At 48.6% G+C, this 15529-nt stretch carries 16 protein-coding genes; 6 read left to right on the top strand and 10 right to left on the bottom strand.

Going from position 1 to position 15529, the window contains the following annotated elements:
- Positions 1-193: damage-inducible protein J (locus ACO05E_RS18240; protein ID WP_421722756.1), on the bottom strand; the 193-nt coding region annotated here is incomplete at its 3' end.
- A 148-nt stretch (positions 194-341) separates the two neighbouring features.
- Here ACO05E_RS18240 and ACO05E_RS18235 point away from each other — a divergent pair.
- From ACO05E_RS18235 to ACO05E_RS18225, 3 genes are all read left to right on the top strand, one after another.
- Positions 342-653, top strand: a complete 312-nt coding sequence (locus ACO05E_RS18235; RefSeq protein WP_419810910.1) for a type II toxin-antitoxin system HigB family toxin — start codon at positions 342-344, stop codon at positions 651-653.
- Positions 654-665: 12 nt separating this feature from the next.
- Positions 666-1106, top strand: coding sequence for a helix-turn-helix domain-containing protein (locus ACO05E_RS18230; protein ID WP_419810909.1), 441 nt, complete (start codon positions 666-668; stop codon positions 1104-1106).
- Between the two features lie 221 nt (positions 1107-1327).
- Positions 1328-2224 (top strand): hypothetical protein, encoded by an 897-nt coding sequence (locus ACO05E_RS18225; protein WP_419810908.1) that lies wholly within the window; start codon positions 1328-1330, stop codon positions 2222-2224.
- Between the two features lie 61 nt (positions 2225-2285).
- Here the strand turns inward: ACO05E_RS18225 and ACO05E_RS18220 are convergent, their stop codons facing one another.
- The 5 genes from ACO05E_RS18220 to ACO05E_RS18200 all read right to left on the bottom strand — a co-directional run bounded on the left by ACO05E_RS18220 (position 2286) and on the right by ACO05E_RS18200 (position 9930).
- Entirely contained in the window at positions 2286-5450 is a 3165-nt protein-coding gene (locus ACO05E_RS18220) for an efflux RND transporter permease subunit (protein WP_419810907.1), read from the bottom strand.
- 10 nt (positions 5451-5460) lie between these two features.
- Positions 5461-6711, bottom strand: coding sequence for an efflux RND transporter periplasmic adaptor subunit (locus ACO05E_RS18215; RefSeq protein ID WP_419810906.1), 1251 nt, complete (start codon positions 6709-6711; stop codon positions 5461-5463).
- Positions 6712-6722: 11 nt separating this feature from the next.
- Positions 6723-8105, bottom strand: coding sequence for a TolC family protein (locus ACO05E_RS18210; protein WP_419810905.1), 1383 nt, complete (start codon positions 8103-8105; stop codon positions 6723-6725).
- A gap of 153 nt (positions 8106-8258) precedes the next feature.
- Entirely contained in the window at positions 8259-8597 is a 339-nt protein-coding gene (locus ACO05E_RS18205; RefSeq protein WP_419810904.1) for a hypothetical protein, read from the bottom strand.
- A 97-nt stretch (positions 8598-8694) separates the two neighbouring features.
- Positions 8695-9930 (bottom strand): GNAT family N-acetyltransferase, encoded by a 1236-nt coding sequence (locus ACO05E_RS18200; protein WP_419810903.1) that lies wholly within the window; start codon positions 9928-9930, stop codon positions 8695-8697.
- Positions 9931-10055: 125 nt separating this feature from the next.
- Between ACO05E_RS18200 and ACO05E_RS18195 the strand changes: the two genes are divergently transcribed.
- From ACO05E_RS18195 to ACO05E_RS18185, 3 genes are all read left to right on the top strand, one after another.
- The gene (locus ACO05E_RS18195) at positions 10056-10757 is read left to right on the top strand and encodes a GNAT family N-acetyltransferase (protein ID WP_419810902.1); all 702 of its coding nucleotides are present in this window, start codon (positions 10056-10058) and stop codon (positions 10755-10757) included.
- Positions 10758-10846: 89 nt separating this feature from the next.
- On the top strand, positions 10847-11308 hold the full coding sequence (locus ACO05E_RS18190) for an HIT domain-containing protein (protein ID WP_419810901.1): 462 nt from the start codon (positions 10847-10849) through the stop codon (positions 11306-11308).
- A gap of 31 nt (positions 11309-11339) precedes the next feature.
- Positions 11340-12134 (top strand): hydroxyacylglutathione hydrolase, encoded by a 795-nt coding sequence (locus tag ACO05E_RS18185; RefSeq protein ID WP_419810900.1) that lies wholly within the window; start codon positions 11340-11342, stop codon positions 12132-12134.
- A gap of 127 nt (positions 12135-12261) precedes the next feature.
- Here the strand turns inward: ACO05E_RS18185 and ACO05E_RS18180 are convergent, their stop codons facing one another.
- The 4 genes from ACO05E_RS18180 to ACO05E_RS18165 all read right to left on the bottom strand — a co-directional run bounded on the left by ACO05E_RS18180 (position 12262) and on the right by ACO05E_RS18165 (position 15399).
- Complete coding sequence (locus tag ACO05E_RS18180; protein WP_419810899.1) at positions 12262-13299, bottom strand: helix-turn-helix domain-containing protein; 1038 nt, start codon at positions 13297-13299, stop codon at positions 12262-12264.
- A 68-nt stretch (positions 13300-13367) separates the two neighbouring features.
- A complete protein-coding gene (locus tag ACO05E_RS18175) occupies positions 13368-14177 on the bottom strand; it encodes a metal-dependent hydrolase (protein ID WP_419810898.1) in 810 nt (269 codons plus the stop codon).
- A gap of 142 nt (positions 14178-14319) precedes the next feature.
- Positions 14320-14910, bottom strand: coding sequence for a uracil-DNA glycosylase family protein (locus ACO05E_RS18170; RefSeq protein ID WP_419810897.1), 591 nt, complete (start codon positions 14908-14910; stop codon positions 14320-14322).
- Between the two features lie 132 nt (positions 14911-15042).
- Positions 15043-15399: an HU family DNA-binding protein gene (locus tag ACO05E_RS18165; protein WP_419810896.1), complete on the bottom strand. Its 357-nt coding sequence runs from the start codon at positions 15397-15399 to the stop codon at positions 15043-15045.
- Between the last annotated feature and the right edge of the window lie 130 nt (positions 15400-15529).

Raw genomic sequence — 15529 nt, 5'->3', positions numbered from 1 at the left:
CCAGCTTGTCAAACGCGCGATTAACTTGCTCTGTTAACCAAGTGTCATGAGACATGGCTTGGCGTTGTAGTTCAGCTAAGTGTTCCGTCAATTCACGACAAGCGTCGCTTAGCGTACGGCCTTGGCTTTCTGCCATCTGCTGAGCCAAGCGCTTGGTTTCTTCGTCTACACGAAACTGTATGCGAGTGTCCATAAGGATCTCCTATGATGTGCTTACAGATGTTAGCACGTGATTGTGTTGAAAGGCATCTGGTTGTTATCTGGTGATTGTTTATGATGTTCACATATTGTGAACGCTGTTGGTTTGTGCTAGGTTCACAATAAGTGAACTTGAGGTGGCTATGCATCTTATTTCCAGAAAGCCGTTTAACGACGCCGTGAAGAAATTCCCCAATCAGGCTACGGCCATAGAAGGGATCTATAAAACGCTACGGAATGGTAACTTCCATGACCCAGCTGCGTTACGTTCGGTGTTCCCAAGCCTAGACAACTTTAAGTACAAAGATAAATGGTGGGTCATTGATATTGGCGGCCACAACTTGCGGCTGATCGCCTTTATCGAGTTTCGCGATAATCGCATGTATGTGAAGCATATTGTGTCACATGCGGAATACGACAAGTTGTGTAAAAAGTATGCCAAAGAAGCAGAGTGAGGGCGTTGATTTATGAGTTTCACCAGTATTAAAGCGATGGCCAGCGACTTATTTGCTCAGGCTGGTTTTGTCAGCAAAATCCAAAATGACGAAGAATACCAACAAGCGTTGGCGTTAATGGATGAGCTGATTGAAGAATATGATAACTACGTTCCTCTGATTGAAGTATTGGCTGCTTCCATTGAAAAGTGGGAGGACGAAGCGGAGGAATTTGCCGAGTTTAATCAGCGTATTAATGCGCTGGATGATGGCGTAGCAGTGCTTCGCACTCTGATGGATCAGTATCAATTAAAAGCAGATGACCTGAAAAATGAGATAGGTAGTAAAAGCCTGGTGTCCATGATTCTTAATGGCTCGCGCAAATTAACGCGGGATCATATTCAGGCACTTTCAGAGCGGTTTCATGTGTCGCCTGCGGTGTTTTTTAATATGCACTCTGTGCGGAGTATCTGATTCTACTGGCATGCATAAGTCAGAACTTATTGTTGCTGTTGGAATTATGAGTGTGGCTCGTAATCTGGAGTGCAGCAGTACGGTTGAGGGAATTGTGTATATATTATTTTGATGATATTTTTAATACTTAATTTGTGTCGCTACTAATAAAAAGTATGACGTCTTTTGATAGATGGCTTGATTTTCTCAAGTAATACTTAAAATAGAGAAAGGACTCCGCTTTGAAAGTTGTTGATATATCCCAGTTTGATGACTCTGTAGTTTTGTATTTTGATACAGAAAATACTTCGATAAATGCATATACATTGGCATCAACGCTGGTTTCAATTGCTGATGCAGCGAAAGCTGCGAACTCCTCTTTAAATGCCGGGCACAATGTCGAAATTATTGTCGAGGCTATCGCCCCTGGTAGTTTTAAAGCAAAGATTGCAGCTATATATACTGAATCAAAGAATATATTTTCCTCTCAGCTTGTGGCAGGTGTAGTTATTGGGCTGTTGAGTAACTATATCTACGAAAGAACCTTTGCTGTTGATGATTCGATACGAGTTGAAGTCCACTCAGATGAGGTTGTTATCGAGAAGGGTGATGAGAAAATCATTGTCCCTCGTAATGTATATGATGCGACTAGAGAAGCAGAAAAGAACCCTAAGTTTGTTGAGTCTATAGATCGCGCGTTTCAGGCTGTCGAGAGTGATCCAAAAGTTCGAGGCATCGGATTTACTGGATCTATGGAAGATGAAAAACCTGAAATAATATTGCCTCGAGAAATTATAGCTGCTGCAGCGGGGGAGGTTAGAGAGGAGGAAGGTGTTCGTGTCGTGCCTGAAACAGCAGACCTTCAGATACTAAAGGCAATTCTGCAGCGCGGAAAACGAAAGTGGGAATTTATGTGGAGAGGGATAAAAATCTCTGCGCCAATAACATCTGAGGCCTTTTATAATGAATTTTTCAGTCATGAAATCACAATTGCCCCTGGAGACAGTCTCGAAGTAAAGTTAGAAATAAAACAAGTGCGTGACCCTGAAACTGGGATTTATGCAAATAAGAGTTATGAAGTAACGGAAGTATATGATCATCATCCGAGATTAAGGCAAGTCGCCATCGCAGAGGTGTAGTTCGACTTGTATATTGTTATGTAAAAGGAGCGCAGTGCGCTCCTTTTTAGTTAATGTCTAATCAGCCCTCAACCTTTTTCCCACCAAAATACCGATACACCCACTGATATAACGCAGGCAACACGACCAGTGTTAACAGCGTCGAGGAAATAATCCCGCCAATCACCACCGTCGCTAAAGGCCGCTGAACTTCAGCCCCTGTGCCGGTATTAAACGCCATCGGAACAAAGCCTAAACTTGCTACCAGGGCGGTCATCAATACCGGACGTAAACGCTGGCTGGCACCTTCCCAGATGGCAACGGCAAGCTCTTTGCCTTCATCACGTAATTCCCGAATAAACGATAACATCACCACGCCATTCAGAACCGCGACACCGGAGAGGGCAATAAAACCCACCGCCGCAGAAATCGATAGTGGCATATCGCGTAACGTCAGGGCGATAACGCCGCCAGTTAGTGCCAGTGGTACACCGGTAAAAATCACCAGTGCATCGCGCAGCGAATTAAAGGCGCTGTAAAGCAGGCCTAAAATCAGCAATAAGGTTAACGGTACAACAATACTTAAACGCTGGCTGGCGGATTGCAGTTGCTCAAAGGTGCCGCCGTATTCCAGCCAATATCCGGCGGGCAGGCCCAATTCGTCGCGCATGATTTGCTGGGTTTCTTTAATAAAAGAACCCAGGTCACGGCCTTCAACATTAGCCGTAACCACAATGTTGCGCTTGCCAAAGCGGCGGTTAATCTGGTTCGGGCCTTCCATCTCAATGATGTTGGCCACTTCGCCGAGCGGTACATAATCCAACTCCGATTGTTCTTCATTCGGATTCATCGCATAAGGAATGGCTACTGGAATCTGCGCCAGCGCTTTTGGGTTTTTACGCAGACTTTCGTCCATACGTACCAGCAATTTAAAACGACGGTCACCTTCGTAAATTAACCCGGTTTGACGACCGCTGATGGCGGTTTGTAGCGCGTCCTGAATATCGGCAACGGTCAGCCCTAATAAGGCGAGGTGATCACGATCGGGTTCAACCGAGATCATGGGCAAGCCCTGGGCCTGCTCCATGCGGACATCAGTGCCACCATTAATTCCGGCTAACAATTTGGTCGCTTTTTCGGCGTATTCGGCCAACACATTCAGGTCGTCACCAACAATTCGCACGGCCACATCGGAACGTACTCCGGCGATTAATTCGTTAAAGCGCATTTCAATCGGTTGGGTCAGTTCGTAGTTATTACCGGGAATGCTCTCCACTAATTCGCGCACTTCCATAACCAGTTGCTGTTTGCTTTTGTCTGGCTCCGGCCATTGGTCGCGCGGTTTTAATATTAAAAACGCATCGGCGACGTTCGGTGGCATCGGATCATTTGCCACTTCGGCGGTACCAATTCTGGCAAAAGCAGTTTTGACTTCTGGCAGTTGTCGCAGCTCATTTTCCAGCACTTTTTGCATCCGTGTGGCCTGTTCAATGCCCGTGCCGGGAATACGCAGTGCGTGCAGGGCAATATCGTGCTCGTCGAGTTGCGGTAAAAATTCGCTACCCAAGCGATTCGCCTGCCAGGCACTGATCGCGACCAGAAAAGCGGCGAGTGCCATCACCAGCGGAGCGTGATTCAGCGATTGCTTTAATACCGGTTGATACAGCTGTCGTGCTTTGCGCATGATGATATTTTCATGCTCGCCAATTTTACCGCTAACCAGAATGGCAATGGCTGCAGGCACAAAGGTGACGGAGAAAATTAAAGCGCCCAATAACGCCGCCACCACGGTAAAGGCCATGGGGTGGAACATTTTTCCTTCGACGCCACTTAAGGCAAAAATCGGCAAATACACCAGCATAATAATCAGCACACCAAATACCGCCGGGCGGAATACTTCCCGGGTGGCTGAGGCAACTTCGTGTAACCGTTCCTGCAAGGTTAGTAAACGGCCATGCTGTTGTAGTGAATGGTGCTGCGCCAGCCCCAAACGTCGCAGTGAATTTTCCACCACAATAACGGCACCGTCGACGATCAGGCCAAAATCAATCGCTCCTAAGCTCATCAGGTTGCCGGATACCCGGTTGGTGGTCATGCCGGTAATGGCGAATAACATGCTCAACGGAATCACCAGGGCCGCAATTAGGGCCGCGCGGATATTTCCCAGCAGCGCGAATAACACCACAATCACCAGAACAGCCCCTTCAAACAGGTTGGTTTTTACCGTGCTGATGGTTTTATCGACCAGAGTGGTGCGGTTATACAGGGCTTCGGCATAGACGCCATCCGGCAGGCTGGCGTTGACGATCTCTAATTTGTCGGCGACGGCTTTAGAAACGGTTCGGCTGTTTTCTCCGAGCAGCATAAAGGCAGTGCCGAGAACCGTTTCTTTACCATCATGGGTTGCCGACCCGGTTCTTAATTCGTTGCCCAGTCGCACCTCGGCGAGGTCTTTAATACGCACCGGCGCGTCGTCGCGTTTAGCGACCACCAGTTGTGCAATATCCTCAAGAGTTTCTAATTGCCCGGGTGAACGGATTAACCACTGTTCGCCATTGCGCTCGATATAACCGGCACCGATGTTCTGGTTATTCTGTTCGAGGGCCGTGATCAGGTCTGCAATGGTGAGTTTATAGGCCAGTAATTTGCCCGGAATCGGCGCGACCTGAAATTCCTTCTCAAAACCACCAATGGTATTGATTTCCGTAATGCCGGGCACTTTTACCAGCTGCGGGCGAATAATCCAGTCTTGAATTTCGCGTAAATCCTGAGCGTTATACGGTGTGCCATCGGCTTTAACTGCGCCATCTTCAGCATCGACAGAATACATAAAGATTTCACCCAAGCCGCTGGCAATCGGCCCAAGTGCCGGTTCAATACCGGTAGGTAAATGATTACGAATACCTTGCAGGCGCTCGCTGATTTGCTGGCGTGCCCAATAAATATCCGTGCCTTCTTTAAAAATAACCGTCACCTGAGACAGGCCATAACGGGAAACCGAACGGGTGTAATCCAGATCGGGAATACCCGCCATGGCATTTTCAATGGTGTAGGTAATGCGTTGCTCTGCCTCTAATGGCGAGTAGCCCGGCGCTTCGCTGTTTATCTGCACCTGCACATTGGTGATATCCGGCACCGCATCAATGGGTAATTTGTTGGCGTTATAAACGCCCAACGCGGCAATCATTAAGGTGATTGCCACGACTAACCAACGCCGTTCAACGGCGAAGTTGATTAACTGATTCATGGTTCGCCCCTTAATGGTCGTGGCTGGCGCCGTCTTTAAGTACATCCGCTTTTAATAAAAAGCTGTTTTCCGTCACGTATTCCGTGCCGGGCTCAAGGCCACCTAAGACTTCAATCCAGTCGTCATTTTGCTCACCCATTTCCAACATACGAACTTCATAGTGATTATCGTATTTGGCAAACACCACCGGCATATCACGGAAGCGTTGCAAGGCCGAGGTTTTGACTGCCAGTGGCACCTGACGCTCTGAGGTTTTGATGTCAGCTTTGATATGCATCCCCGGACGCCAGTGGCCGTCACGGTTGTCGATCACGGCGCGGGCGCGGGCAATATGGCCGCCGGTCATTTGTGGCGCTACGTATTCGATGCTGCCAAAGGCGTGTTCATGGTCGTGCATATCGTACACATCAACATTTTGGCCGATGCGCAGCTTTTCAATATTTTCCGGGAAGGCTGAAAGATTGACCCATACACGGGATAAATCAGAAATTTGCATCAAGGCCTGACTGTCAGCACGATCGCCCTGATTCACCGTCAGTTCGGTGATCTCACCATTAACCGGGCTTTTCAGGGCATAAGTTTGCAGGGTTTCGGTATTTTTCAGGCGCATTAAGGTCTGGCCTTTGGTTACCGTGTCGCCAACCTGAACCTGTACCTTTTCGACGATGCTGGAATAAGGGGCGTGCAGGTGAAAGACCTTGTCCTGAGCGGCGCTGATCACACCAAACAAGGTATCTTTCTGGGTGATGGTTTGTGCCGCAGCCAGTTCGGTTTTTATGCCTGAGAGGGTCGCCAAACGTAGCGGAATCTCGGCACGGCCTTCATGGCTTTCAAACTGCCAGTGGTACTGTTTTCCGGCAAAGCTGGCATTAACAGTAACGTCATAGGAGTGGGGCTCAGCAATGATCTGATTACCAACACGATAATCACGCTCCGGGCTGAAAGTGATGTTGTCCTGAGCGCCACCGAGACGATTCAGAGTAACGCTGACCGTAAATTGTTGCGGCGCAATGGCACTGCCGTGATCATAAGCAAAGATGCGCATCTCGGCTGGAATACCGACTTCAAATATTGTCAGCTCCAGAGCGAAATCGCCGTCGTTTAATAGCTTGCCACCGTTAGGACCTTTGGCTTCCTCTTCGTGATGGTCATCGTGGCCATGACCGTGGTCGCCACCCGCGGATACAGCGGATGATATCGGCAGTAAGAAAGCGCTGATTAATACAGCGTGTAGCAATTGTCTAAATTTAAATGTAGTCATGATGGAAACCTTTAATTTGTTGCCGTGATATCGGATACATCAGAGTGCGTGGACGAAACAATGCCCATCCCTAATACCCGCTCCAGTTCGAGAATCTGGCTGAATACGGTTAAGCGGGTATCAATCAGTTGCTGTTGTAATTGAAAGTACTGGTTCTGGGCGTCAATCCACTCTAAAACGGAGTAGCGCCCCTGGCGGTAAGCTTTGCCACTGGCATCAAGCAGTTGTTCGGCCAACGGAATTTGTCGCTCAGTCAGGTTGGTTGCTGCTTCTGTATTGGCACTAAGCTGTTGCTGAATCCGGGTGAGGGCGAGAGCCAGCTGCTGTCGTTTGATCTCGGTTTGTTGCTGACTCAGCTGCTGCTGAATCTGGGCTCTGGCAATCCGCCCACGGTTGGGGTTTTCAAACGCCAGCGGCATGGAAATACCAAGAGTAAATGCCTGATCATTACTGGCTTCAAACTGGCGAATGCCGGCCTGAACTCTTAAGTCTGCTTGGCCATTCGCCTGAGCCAGCTGTAATTGTTGATCAGCCAGACGTTGCAGCGCCAGCTGATAGCGCAGATCCGGCAGAATGGCTCCATTTTGCGAATTATTTATACCGTTATCTATTTTCGCTTTCAGCTCAGCTTCAGCGGGCAGCTCAGGCAGATGATTTAATGTGCCGCGCACCTGGGCGAACTCGGCTTTGGCCAGCCACATATGGCTTAACCGCAGACGCGCTTGCTGCTGATTGCGCTGATTCCGATCTTGTTGAGCCTCACTGTTGGCCAGTTGCAATGCCATATTGGCGACGTCTGCCTGGGCAACGGCTCCGGCCCGGGCGCGTTGTTTAATAACCAGCAGCGCCTGACGCTCTCGCTCGATGCTTTGTTCAAGTAAATCACCTTTAGCCTGTAACGCCAGCAACTGATAGTAACGGCGGCTGGTTTCGGCAAGCACATCCAGACGAGTCAGATCGTATTCCAACTGCAGCTGTTGTTGCTTGCCGGAAGCGTACTGGTAGCGGGACTGGCGTTTATCGCCGAGTTCAATGGTCTGGCTGAGTGACAGTGTGATTTCAGCCTCATCCAAACCGGATTTATTGCCACTGCCGAGAATATTATCGGTGTTAAGATTCAGCCGTGGAGAGGGCGTAATATTGGCCTGTAAGGCATCGGCATCCGCCTGACGTAAATAGAACGGATAGGCCGCTAATTGCGGGTTTTTCTGCAGTGTCAGATTGATAGCCCGCTGTAAGCTGATGCTATTCTGGAGGCTCGATTGGCTGCCGGTTTTGCTGTTGGTCTTGAGGGCTGAGTCGCCCAGCGGTTCAGCCAGCGCGGCTGTATTCAGCAACATCAGGCCAGTAGCCCCAGCCGCTAATAATACAGAGTGGATAAAATCAGTTTTCATAAATGTTCACCTGTTCGTACAGAACACGCAGCCACGGAAAAGTAGAGAAAACAGCGGCGGCTCGTCAGTACGAAGCATCGATACGAAATGTCGATACAAAACGTCGATACAAAAAAAGGAATTAGCGTAAAAAAGACGGTTTTCGAGTGTGAATTATGCGTTTGGTGGTGGCAGCAGGGGCTGGTAGGTCAGGCCCTGATAGCTTTGGTAGAGGGTAGCGGGTTTTACCGGTTGAAGTTGCAGCTGAGGCACTTCCAGCGTATGAGCCAGCGGGCAAATCACATGAACGTGCACTTCATCGAGTGAGTCATGGCAATTATGTTCCGCCTCGGAATGTTGCTGAAACATCTCAAACAAGGTTGAGAGCGAATGGATATGGGGTGTTTCTCGTGTCTGATGATCTTCCGCTGCCATATGCACCGACGCTGCCACCGTATTAATCAGTGTATGTTGCAGCAAAAGCACAAATATCAGGATGGATTTCAGCGACACCGGATGTCCCCAGTAAAATTTCTGACAAATTAATCAATCGTCGCTGAAATGGCAACGGCGATTACGTTTCTACACGTTCAATTCTGGCCGTTTAATATCAGTCGAGCCCGGCCGCCTTAAACGGCAACAGCGTCTCAGCATCCTGACGATAGGATTCAATATGTTGTTTCTCTTCGCTGAGAAAATTCTCCACCGCCTGGCTGAATTCCGGGTGTAATAACTGATGCGCACTGTAGGTGAGTGTGGGTTGAAAACCGCGGCTGATTTTATGTTCACCCTGCGTACCCGGGTCAAACCGTTGCAAACCCAGTTCGATACAAAACTCAATGCCCTGGTAATAACAGGCTTCAAAATGGAGTGAATCGGCGTGTGCTAGCGCCCCCCAGTAACGACCGTATAAAGTGGTGTCGTCAAACAGATACAGCGCACACGCAATGCTTTGTCCGGGTTGGTCGTTATATTCGGCGCACACTAACAGCAGTTGCTCCGGCATGGTTTGCAGCAGTTGCTGGAAAAACCCTTCGTTCAGATAGCCGCGCGAACGCCGTTGGGCGTAAGTCATCTGGTAGCAGTGGTAAAAGGTTTTGATATCGTCTTCGCTGATTTGATCAGCGGTTTTGCGGATCATACGAATGTTCTGCTGAGCAACTTTCTGGCGTTCTTTTTTGACGCTTTTGCGTTTGCGGCTGGTGAAGTGCTCCAGATAATGATCAAAACTTTGATACGGTTTTTGATCGATTCCCTGATTAAACCAGTGAAACTGACAGGCCTGGCGACCCAATACGCTATCTTGGTCTGACAACTGCTGGTGGCTGCTGGCATCAATAAAATTAATATGGAAGCCTGATAAATCCAGCTCGACACATTGGCGATACAGCACATCTGAGATGCTCTGCCAGTCAGGGCTAGCACTGCCCAATACCCGGGGGCCGGTCGCCGGAGTAAAGGGAGCGGCTAATAATAATTTGGGGTAATACTGAAAACCGTGGCGCTGATAGGCATCGGCCCAGGCCCAGTCAAACACGTATTCGGCGTAACTATGATGCTTAATAAAACAGGGCAGAATCTGTTCAATTTCACCGCTGTTATTTTCACCAATTAAATAATGAATCAGCCAACCAGTCTGGCTTTGCTGATAAGGGTTATCGCAATGCGCATCAATGCAGTGATTGTCTTCCAATGCTTTTAAAAAGCGATAATCGAGGAAAGGGTAAAGCCGCTCAGGTTGAATTTGCGAGTCGGATGAATTATAGCAACTTGTTGTTAATAACCGCTGCCATTGTGGGGCTTCTATCTCATTAATTGAGTGTACGGTGTAATAATGTAAAGCCATGGTCCGTAATTCAGCTGCGTTGATGAGCGACCATTATCAGGACATTGACCGGATGATGGCAAGACATCCTCAGTTTGTTTTACGATGGATGCTCCAGCATAAAAATTGAAAAAATAAGGATATTTATGGCACCGCGCCACAATAAACATGGTCAACCGATTGGTGAGGCGTTGCCCCATTGGCAAGCTTGTCAGACCCCTCAGGCAAAAACACTGATCGGGCGGTTTTGCCGCTTGGAGGCATTGGATACAGAGCGCCATGCTGCGGCACTTTATGAGGCGTTTTCGTTAGATAACGAAGGTAAAAACTGGACGTATCTGGCTTATGGGCCATTTGCTGACCTTGATGCTTTTAAAGATTGGTTGTTCTCGGATTGCCTGGGAGCGGATCCGCTGTTTTTTACCATTATCGATGCGAAAACAAAGCAGGCGGTTGGTATGACCGCGCTGATGCGTATTCAGCCTCAGCATGGTTCCATTGAAGTTGGCCACGTACATTTTTCACCCTTGATGCAACGAACGCCCATGGCGACTGAAACCATGTTTCTATTAATGACTTATGTGTTTGATGAGCTGGGATACCGGCGTTACGAATGGAAATGTGACAGCCTGAATCAGCCATCACGGCAAGCGGCTGAACGGTTTGGCTTTCGTTACGAAGGTACGTTTCGTCAGGCGCTGGTGTATAACGGTCGTAGCCGGGATACGGCGTGGTTCTCCATGTTAGATAGCGAATGGCCAGGCCAGAAAACACGGTTCGGGCGATGGCTGGTGCCGGAGAACTTTGATAAGCAGGGTAGGCAAAAAGCCCGGCTGAGCTGCTGCTGAACCTTCTTTGCATTAATAACCGTATAGAAATCAGTGACCTGCCTGTTTATCAGGGCTAAGATGACAGTCATATTTGTGATGGGAGAAGAATGATGTTTACTCTGGATGAGCGTTTGCAGGCCGATACCATTCTGGTGGGGCGTCTGCCTTTATGTCAGGTACTGCTGATGAACGACAGCCGCTACCCGTGGGTGATTCTGGTGCCAGCTCGTACCAATGTCTTTGAGTATTATCATCTGAGTAACGATGATCGCGAGCAGATGATGAAAGAGTCGATCTTTGTGGCAGAAAAGCTGGCTGATCATTTCTCCGCCAAATCCATGAACGTCGCGGCGTTAGGCAATGTTGTACCGCAATTACACGTACATCATGTGGTTCGTAATGAAGATGACCCGGCCTGGCCTGGCCCGGTTTGGGGGCATAGCCCGGCGGTGGCTTACACCTCGGATGAGCTGGAAAAGCAGGTGCACGACCTGAAAGGCTTGCTTGAAAGCCACTTTGTTGCCGATCTGACCGCTGAAGAAGACGCAGAAAACAATATTTACTGGTAAGGCTGCTGAACCAGAAAATACGGATTAACTGATGAAAATTTTACGTCGTTATATGTTTAACCGCTTGGGTAATTTTAATTATCTGATTGGTTGCGAACAAACCCAACAAGCCATTGCTCTGGACCCATTAGATGGTCAGCAAATGCTCGATCTGGCGGAGCAACAGGGCTGGCAAATTAAACTGATCATCAATACCCACGAACACCACGATCATATCGAAGGTAACCCGGTGGTTGCCGCCGCAACGGGTGCAGAAATCTGGGCGCATAAAAATGCGTTGGGAAAAATCCCGAATCAGGCGCGCGGTTTAGTGGCCGGTGATGTGGTTGAGCTGGGTTCTATCCGCCTAAAAGTTTTGTATACCCCAGGCCATACGCCAGTGCATTTGTGTTTGCTGGCTGAGGCTGATGAGCATAACCCGGTGCCCGTATTATTTTCTGGCGATACCTTATTTAACGCCTGTGCGGGCAACTGCTTTAACGGCGGCGATGTCGATACCATGTACGACACTTTTGTATCGCAGCTGAATCCTCTGCCGGATAAAACTCTGTTGTATCCGGGCCATGATTATATGAAAAATAATCTGGCGTTTGCGTTAAGCCGTGAGCCGGGTAATTCGGATGCGCTGAGCTGGCAGGATAAAGTGAAAGACGTTGAACACGACGATATGCCGGTGATGACGTTAGGGCAAGAGCGTACTTATAACCCGTTTTTGCGGTTGCATAGTGAAGCGATTCGTAGCACTTTAAAGCAGGAGTTTCCGCACCTGGGTGAAGGCGACCGCGATGTCTTTAAAGCGCTACGGGCGCTCAGAGATAAGTGGTGATGTACTATTTATCCGATAATTTTTCGAGAGCAGCAACAGGATGTTGCGACCATCCGGTAGGGGCAGGGATGCCCCTTCGGGGTGGCGGCAGAAAAAATATCGTATGAATAGTGCTTGCGTTGTTTCATTAACCGTATTGCTGCCGGAATTCTCCCGGTGTTTTTCCACTCCATTTTTTAAATGCACGGCAAAAAACCGCCGGGTTATGAATGCCGCAGGCAAAGGCGATGTGCTTGGTGGTTTTATCCGTGTCGATCAGTAAACGCTGGGCAATATTAAAACGCGCTTGATCCAGCAGTGGCTGAAACGACAGTCCTTCTTCTTTTAATTTTCGATTCAGCGTACGCACTGAAACGGCCATTTCTGATGCCAGAAATTCGCGGCTGACAAAGATGCCATGGCGCGCTTGTTGTTCGATATGTCGGCGCGCTTTCAGGCTGAAGCTTTCGCTGCTGCGGGCCATTTTTGCCTGTTGTTCTAATTGTTCGGTATAGAGTGCCCGTGTCACAAGGTTGGGCTGAGATAAGGGTAATTGCAGGGTGTTTTTGGGAAAACGAATGCGCGCCTGAGAAGCTTGTTCGTGCAATTTTCCCTGAGTGAATTCTTCAAATGCTGGTTTATGTGCTCCCAGGCTGTAGGGCAAAAAATAGTCGAGGGTGACGTTTAGCCCGCTGCGGTGGGTATAAAAGGCAAACGCTCCAAAAACCAGTTCGGTCATGGTGCGTTGTATGGTCTCGTCAAAATTCACCAGCGGAGTCAGGGTAATTTCGACGGTGTTCTGGTGCTCGTGAATCTGAAAATCAAATCCCGGGCTATAAATAAAGGCGTATTGCTGAAAGGTATATAACGCATCGCGCGCTGTGGCTGAGTTAACCAGCGCCAGCCCCAATAATCCCAAAGTATCTTCTTTAAACAGGCGACATAACTGAATGCTGAAGGGTGTACCTTTATCCGCAACCAGACTTCCCATTGCCATCAATAATTGCATTTGTTGGCCTGTCAGGCTGGCGTGGGGATCGCTGAGAGTGCGTTGAGGAATATTGAGGCGGGTGTACAGCAGGCTGAGAGGAACGCTGACACCAGCCAGCTTCGGAGTTGAGGCGATAAAGTCGTGGGCGAGTTGGCTGTAAATGGCCGGAAATTTTAATTGCTTCAGATTACTCATCCGTTGAGTATACGGAAGCGGGCAGACCGCCTGTAGGGCGGTAACTGCCACTGTGACAATGAAATTACTCAATAAGCGGCGAGATCGACCCGGGCTTGTTCAATCAAATGCTCGTCTTCAATCTGATCCGGGTGGAAGCTGGGTTTGAAATAATCCAGGAATTGCTTCTTCAGATAAGAATGGCGGTTCAGCAGTTCACGCTGATCTTTGCGAATCAGCTTGGCGGCTTTGCGTTTGCTGTAACCTTCCTGACGCATAAACATAGTGGCAAAGCGATAGGCAAAGCCTCCAATAATCATATTGGCAATCAGATAACCAAAAATACGCAGGAAATAGCTGCCATACACTTCCTGATACACATCGTAAGCCACACTTTTGTGCTCGATCTCTTCAATGGCATGCCACTGCATTAAATCGCGCATCACCGGATGGCCGTTAATAATGTTGGGTTCGGTTAAGGTCATTTGGCTGGAGATGGCGGTCAGGTGTTCACAACCGGCGGTGATCGACAGGTTCAGTGCGTTAGGCAGCTTCTTACGGATTTTGATGATAAAGCGATCAAACTTTGCCAGCTCGTCACGGAACTCGTAGCCATTTTTATCCAGAATCTCGAAATATTTCAGGTGCTCGATGGAGTGTTGTGCCTCCTGACCAAAGAAGCCTTTTGCACGGGCTGCTAACTCCGGGCTTTCGATTTTTTTCAGAGCATCCCGAACAGAATGCATAAAGTAGCGTTCGCCTTCCGGAAACAGCAGGTTCAGGCCATTAAAGAAGTTGCTGTGGGCCAGGTTGCCGTTGAGATAATCACGCGGCACATCACCAAATTCGAAGTTCATTTTCCGTACCGGAATTTTTCCGGCTTCGTATGCAGTTGCCATGGCTGAATCCCTCTGTCTTATTTTTGCTGTTTTATTATTGTTCAGTCGTCTGAGTTTTCAGATTGGTATTCAGTGTATGCATAGATGAGTGATGGTGTGGGACACGGGATATGCAAATCGGGTCAAGTTGGTGCTGATGTGACTACAGCAAGCGTTGCACTTCGGAACGGATATGGCTAACCACTTCTTGTTCAAACCAGGGATTTTTCTTCAGCCAGATCTGATTGCGGGGAGAAGGGTGTGGCAAGGGTAAATACCCTTGAGGCGCCTCCTGCCAGTGTTTGACCCGCTCGGTCAGCGTTTTATGACGTGTTAAAAAATCGTTTTGCCGGAGGTAATGCTGCTGCGCGTATTGGCCAATTAACAGTGTGAGTTCAATGTTGGGCATGTGTTCCAGCAGGGACTGATGCCATTGTTGTGCACATTCCGGGCGTGGTGGTAAATCACCACTTTTCCCTTTGCCGGGGTAACAAAAGCCCATAGGCATGATGGCAATTTTACTGGCGTCGTAGAAGGTGTCGTCCGTGGTCTGTAACCATTCCCGCAGTCGCTTGCCACTGGCGTCATCCCAGGGAATACCACTGGCGTGAACTTTGCTTCCGGGAGCCTGACCAATAATCAGAATGCGGGCGCTGGCGGATGCTCTGACCACCGGGCGAGGCCCCAATGGCAGGTGTTGTTCACACAATGTGCAGTTTTCAATCTGTTGCAGTAACGGAATTAAATCGCTCATGGCGTCACCCGGTTCGGAGATAAAAAAAGCGCTGTCTGTTATTTTTCGAAGGGGTAAACCTCAGAATACAGAGAGCGCTTTTTTATCAGAAAGTTCCTTTGCCTTAAGGTCAGCCAAAGGATAATGGGCTGATTACAGAGCCATATCTTTCAGTTTTTTCAGTGGCAGAACCTTAACCTTGGTTGAAGCAGGCTTGGCTGCAACGTCCATGGTTTCGCCTGGACGGAATGGGTTTGGTACGTTTTTGCGTGCTTTTTGAGCAGGCTTTTTAACGGTTTTGATTTTCAGTAAGCCAGGCAGAGTGAATTCACCAACAGAACGCTTTTTCACGTGGCGTTCGATAACAATGCTCAGTTCATCCAGAACGGCAGTCACTTCTTTACGGCTCAGGCCAGTGTTATCAGCGATTTCGTTCAGAATCTGAGTTTTGGTGAACTTCTCTTTTACTGCGGTAATTTTACGTGCAGGAGCGGCTTTCTTAGCAGGCATAGGTGCGTATCCTTAAAAATATTCGGTTCCGAAAGCTGACTGCTGCAGCAATCAGCGAGTTAGATTTTTATGTAAAAGGAACATCGACGCAAGCCTGAAATCCCTGTTTTTGTAGGCTTTTGTAAGCCAT

Source organism: Bacterioplanoides sp. (assembly GCF_965226395.1).
GTDB lineage: Bacteria > Pseudomonadota > Gammaproteobacteria > Pseudomonadales > Oceanobacteraceae > Bacterioplanoides.
Note: the sequence above shows the minus strand (reverse complement) of the source record. Positions and strands in the feature narration are given on the sequence as shown.

Excerpts from the sequence above, each read along its gene's own strand:
- ACO05E_RS18235 (WP_419810910.1), top strand. The coding sequence starts at position 342 with ATGCATCTTATTTCCAGAAAGCCGTTTAACGACGCCGTGAAGAAATTC.
- ACO05E_RS18230 (WP_419810909.1), top strand. The coding sequence starts at position 666 with ATGAGTTTCACCAGTATTAAAGCGATGGCCAGCGACTTATTTGCTCAG.
- ACO05E_RS18220 (WP_419810907.1), bottom strand. The coding sequence starts at position 5,450 with ATGAATCAGTTAATCAACTTCGCCGTTGAACGGCGTTGGTTAGTCGTG.
- ACO05E_RS18215 (WP_419810906.1), bottom strand. The coding sequence starts at position 6,711 with ATGACTACATTTAAATTTAGACAATTGCTACACGCTGTATTAATCAGC.
- ACO05E_RS18210 (WP_419810905.1), bottom strand. The coding sequence starts at position 8,105 with ATGAAAACTGATTTTATCCACTCTGTATTATTAGCGGCTGGGGCTACT.
- ACO05E_RS18200 (WP_419810903.1), bottom strand. The coding sequence starts at position 9,930 with ATGGCTTTACATTATTACACCGTACACTCAATTAATGAGATAGAAGCC.
- ACO05E_RS18195 (WP_419810902.1), top strand. The coding sequence starts at position 10,056 with ATGGCACCGCGCCACAATAAACATGGTCAACCGATTGGTGAGGCGTTG.
- ACO05E_RS18190 (WP_419810901.1), top strand. The coding sequence starts at position 10,847 with ATGATGTTTACTCTGGATGAGCGTTTGCAGGCCGATACCATTCTGGTG.
- ACO05E_RS18185 (WP_419810900.1), top strand. The coding sequence starts at position 11,340 with ATGAAAATTTTACGTCGTTATATGTTTAACCGCTTGGGTAATTTTAAT.
- ACO05E_RS18180 (WP_419810899.1), bottom strand. The coding sequence starts at position 13,299 with ATGAGTAATCTGAAGCAATTAAAATTTCCGGCCATTTACAGCCAACTC.
- ACO05E_RS18175 (WP_419810898.1), bottom strand. The coding sequence starts at position 14,177 with ATGGCAACTGCATACGAAGCCGGAAAAATTCCGGTACGGAAAATGAAC.
- ACO05E_RS18170 (WP_419810897.1), bottom strand. The coding sequence starts at position 14,910 with ATGAGCGATTTAATTCCGTTACTGCAACAGATTGAAAACTGCACATTG.
- ACO05E_RS18165 (WP_419810896.1), bottom strand. The coding sequence starts at position 15,399 with ATGCCTGCTAAGAAAGCCGCTCCTGCACGTAAAATTACCGCAGTAAAA.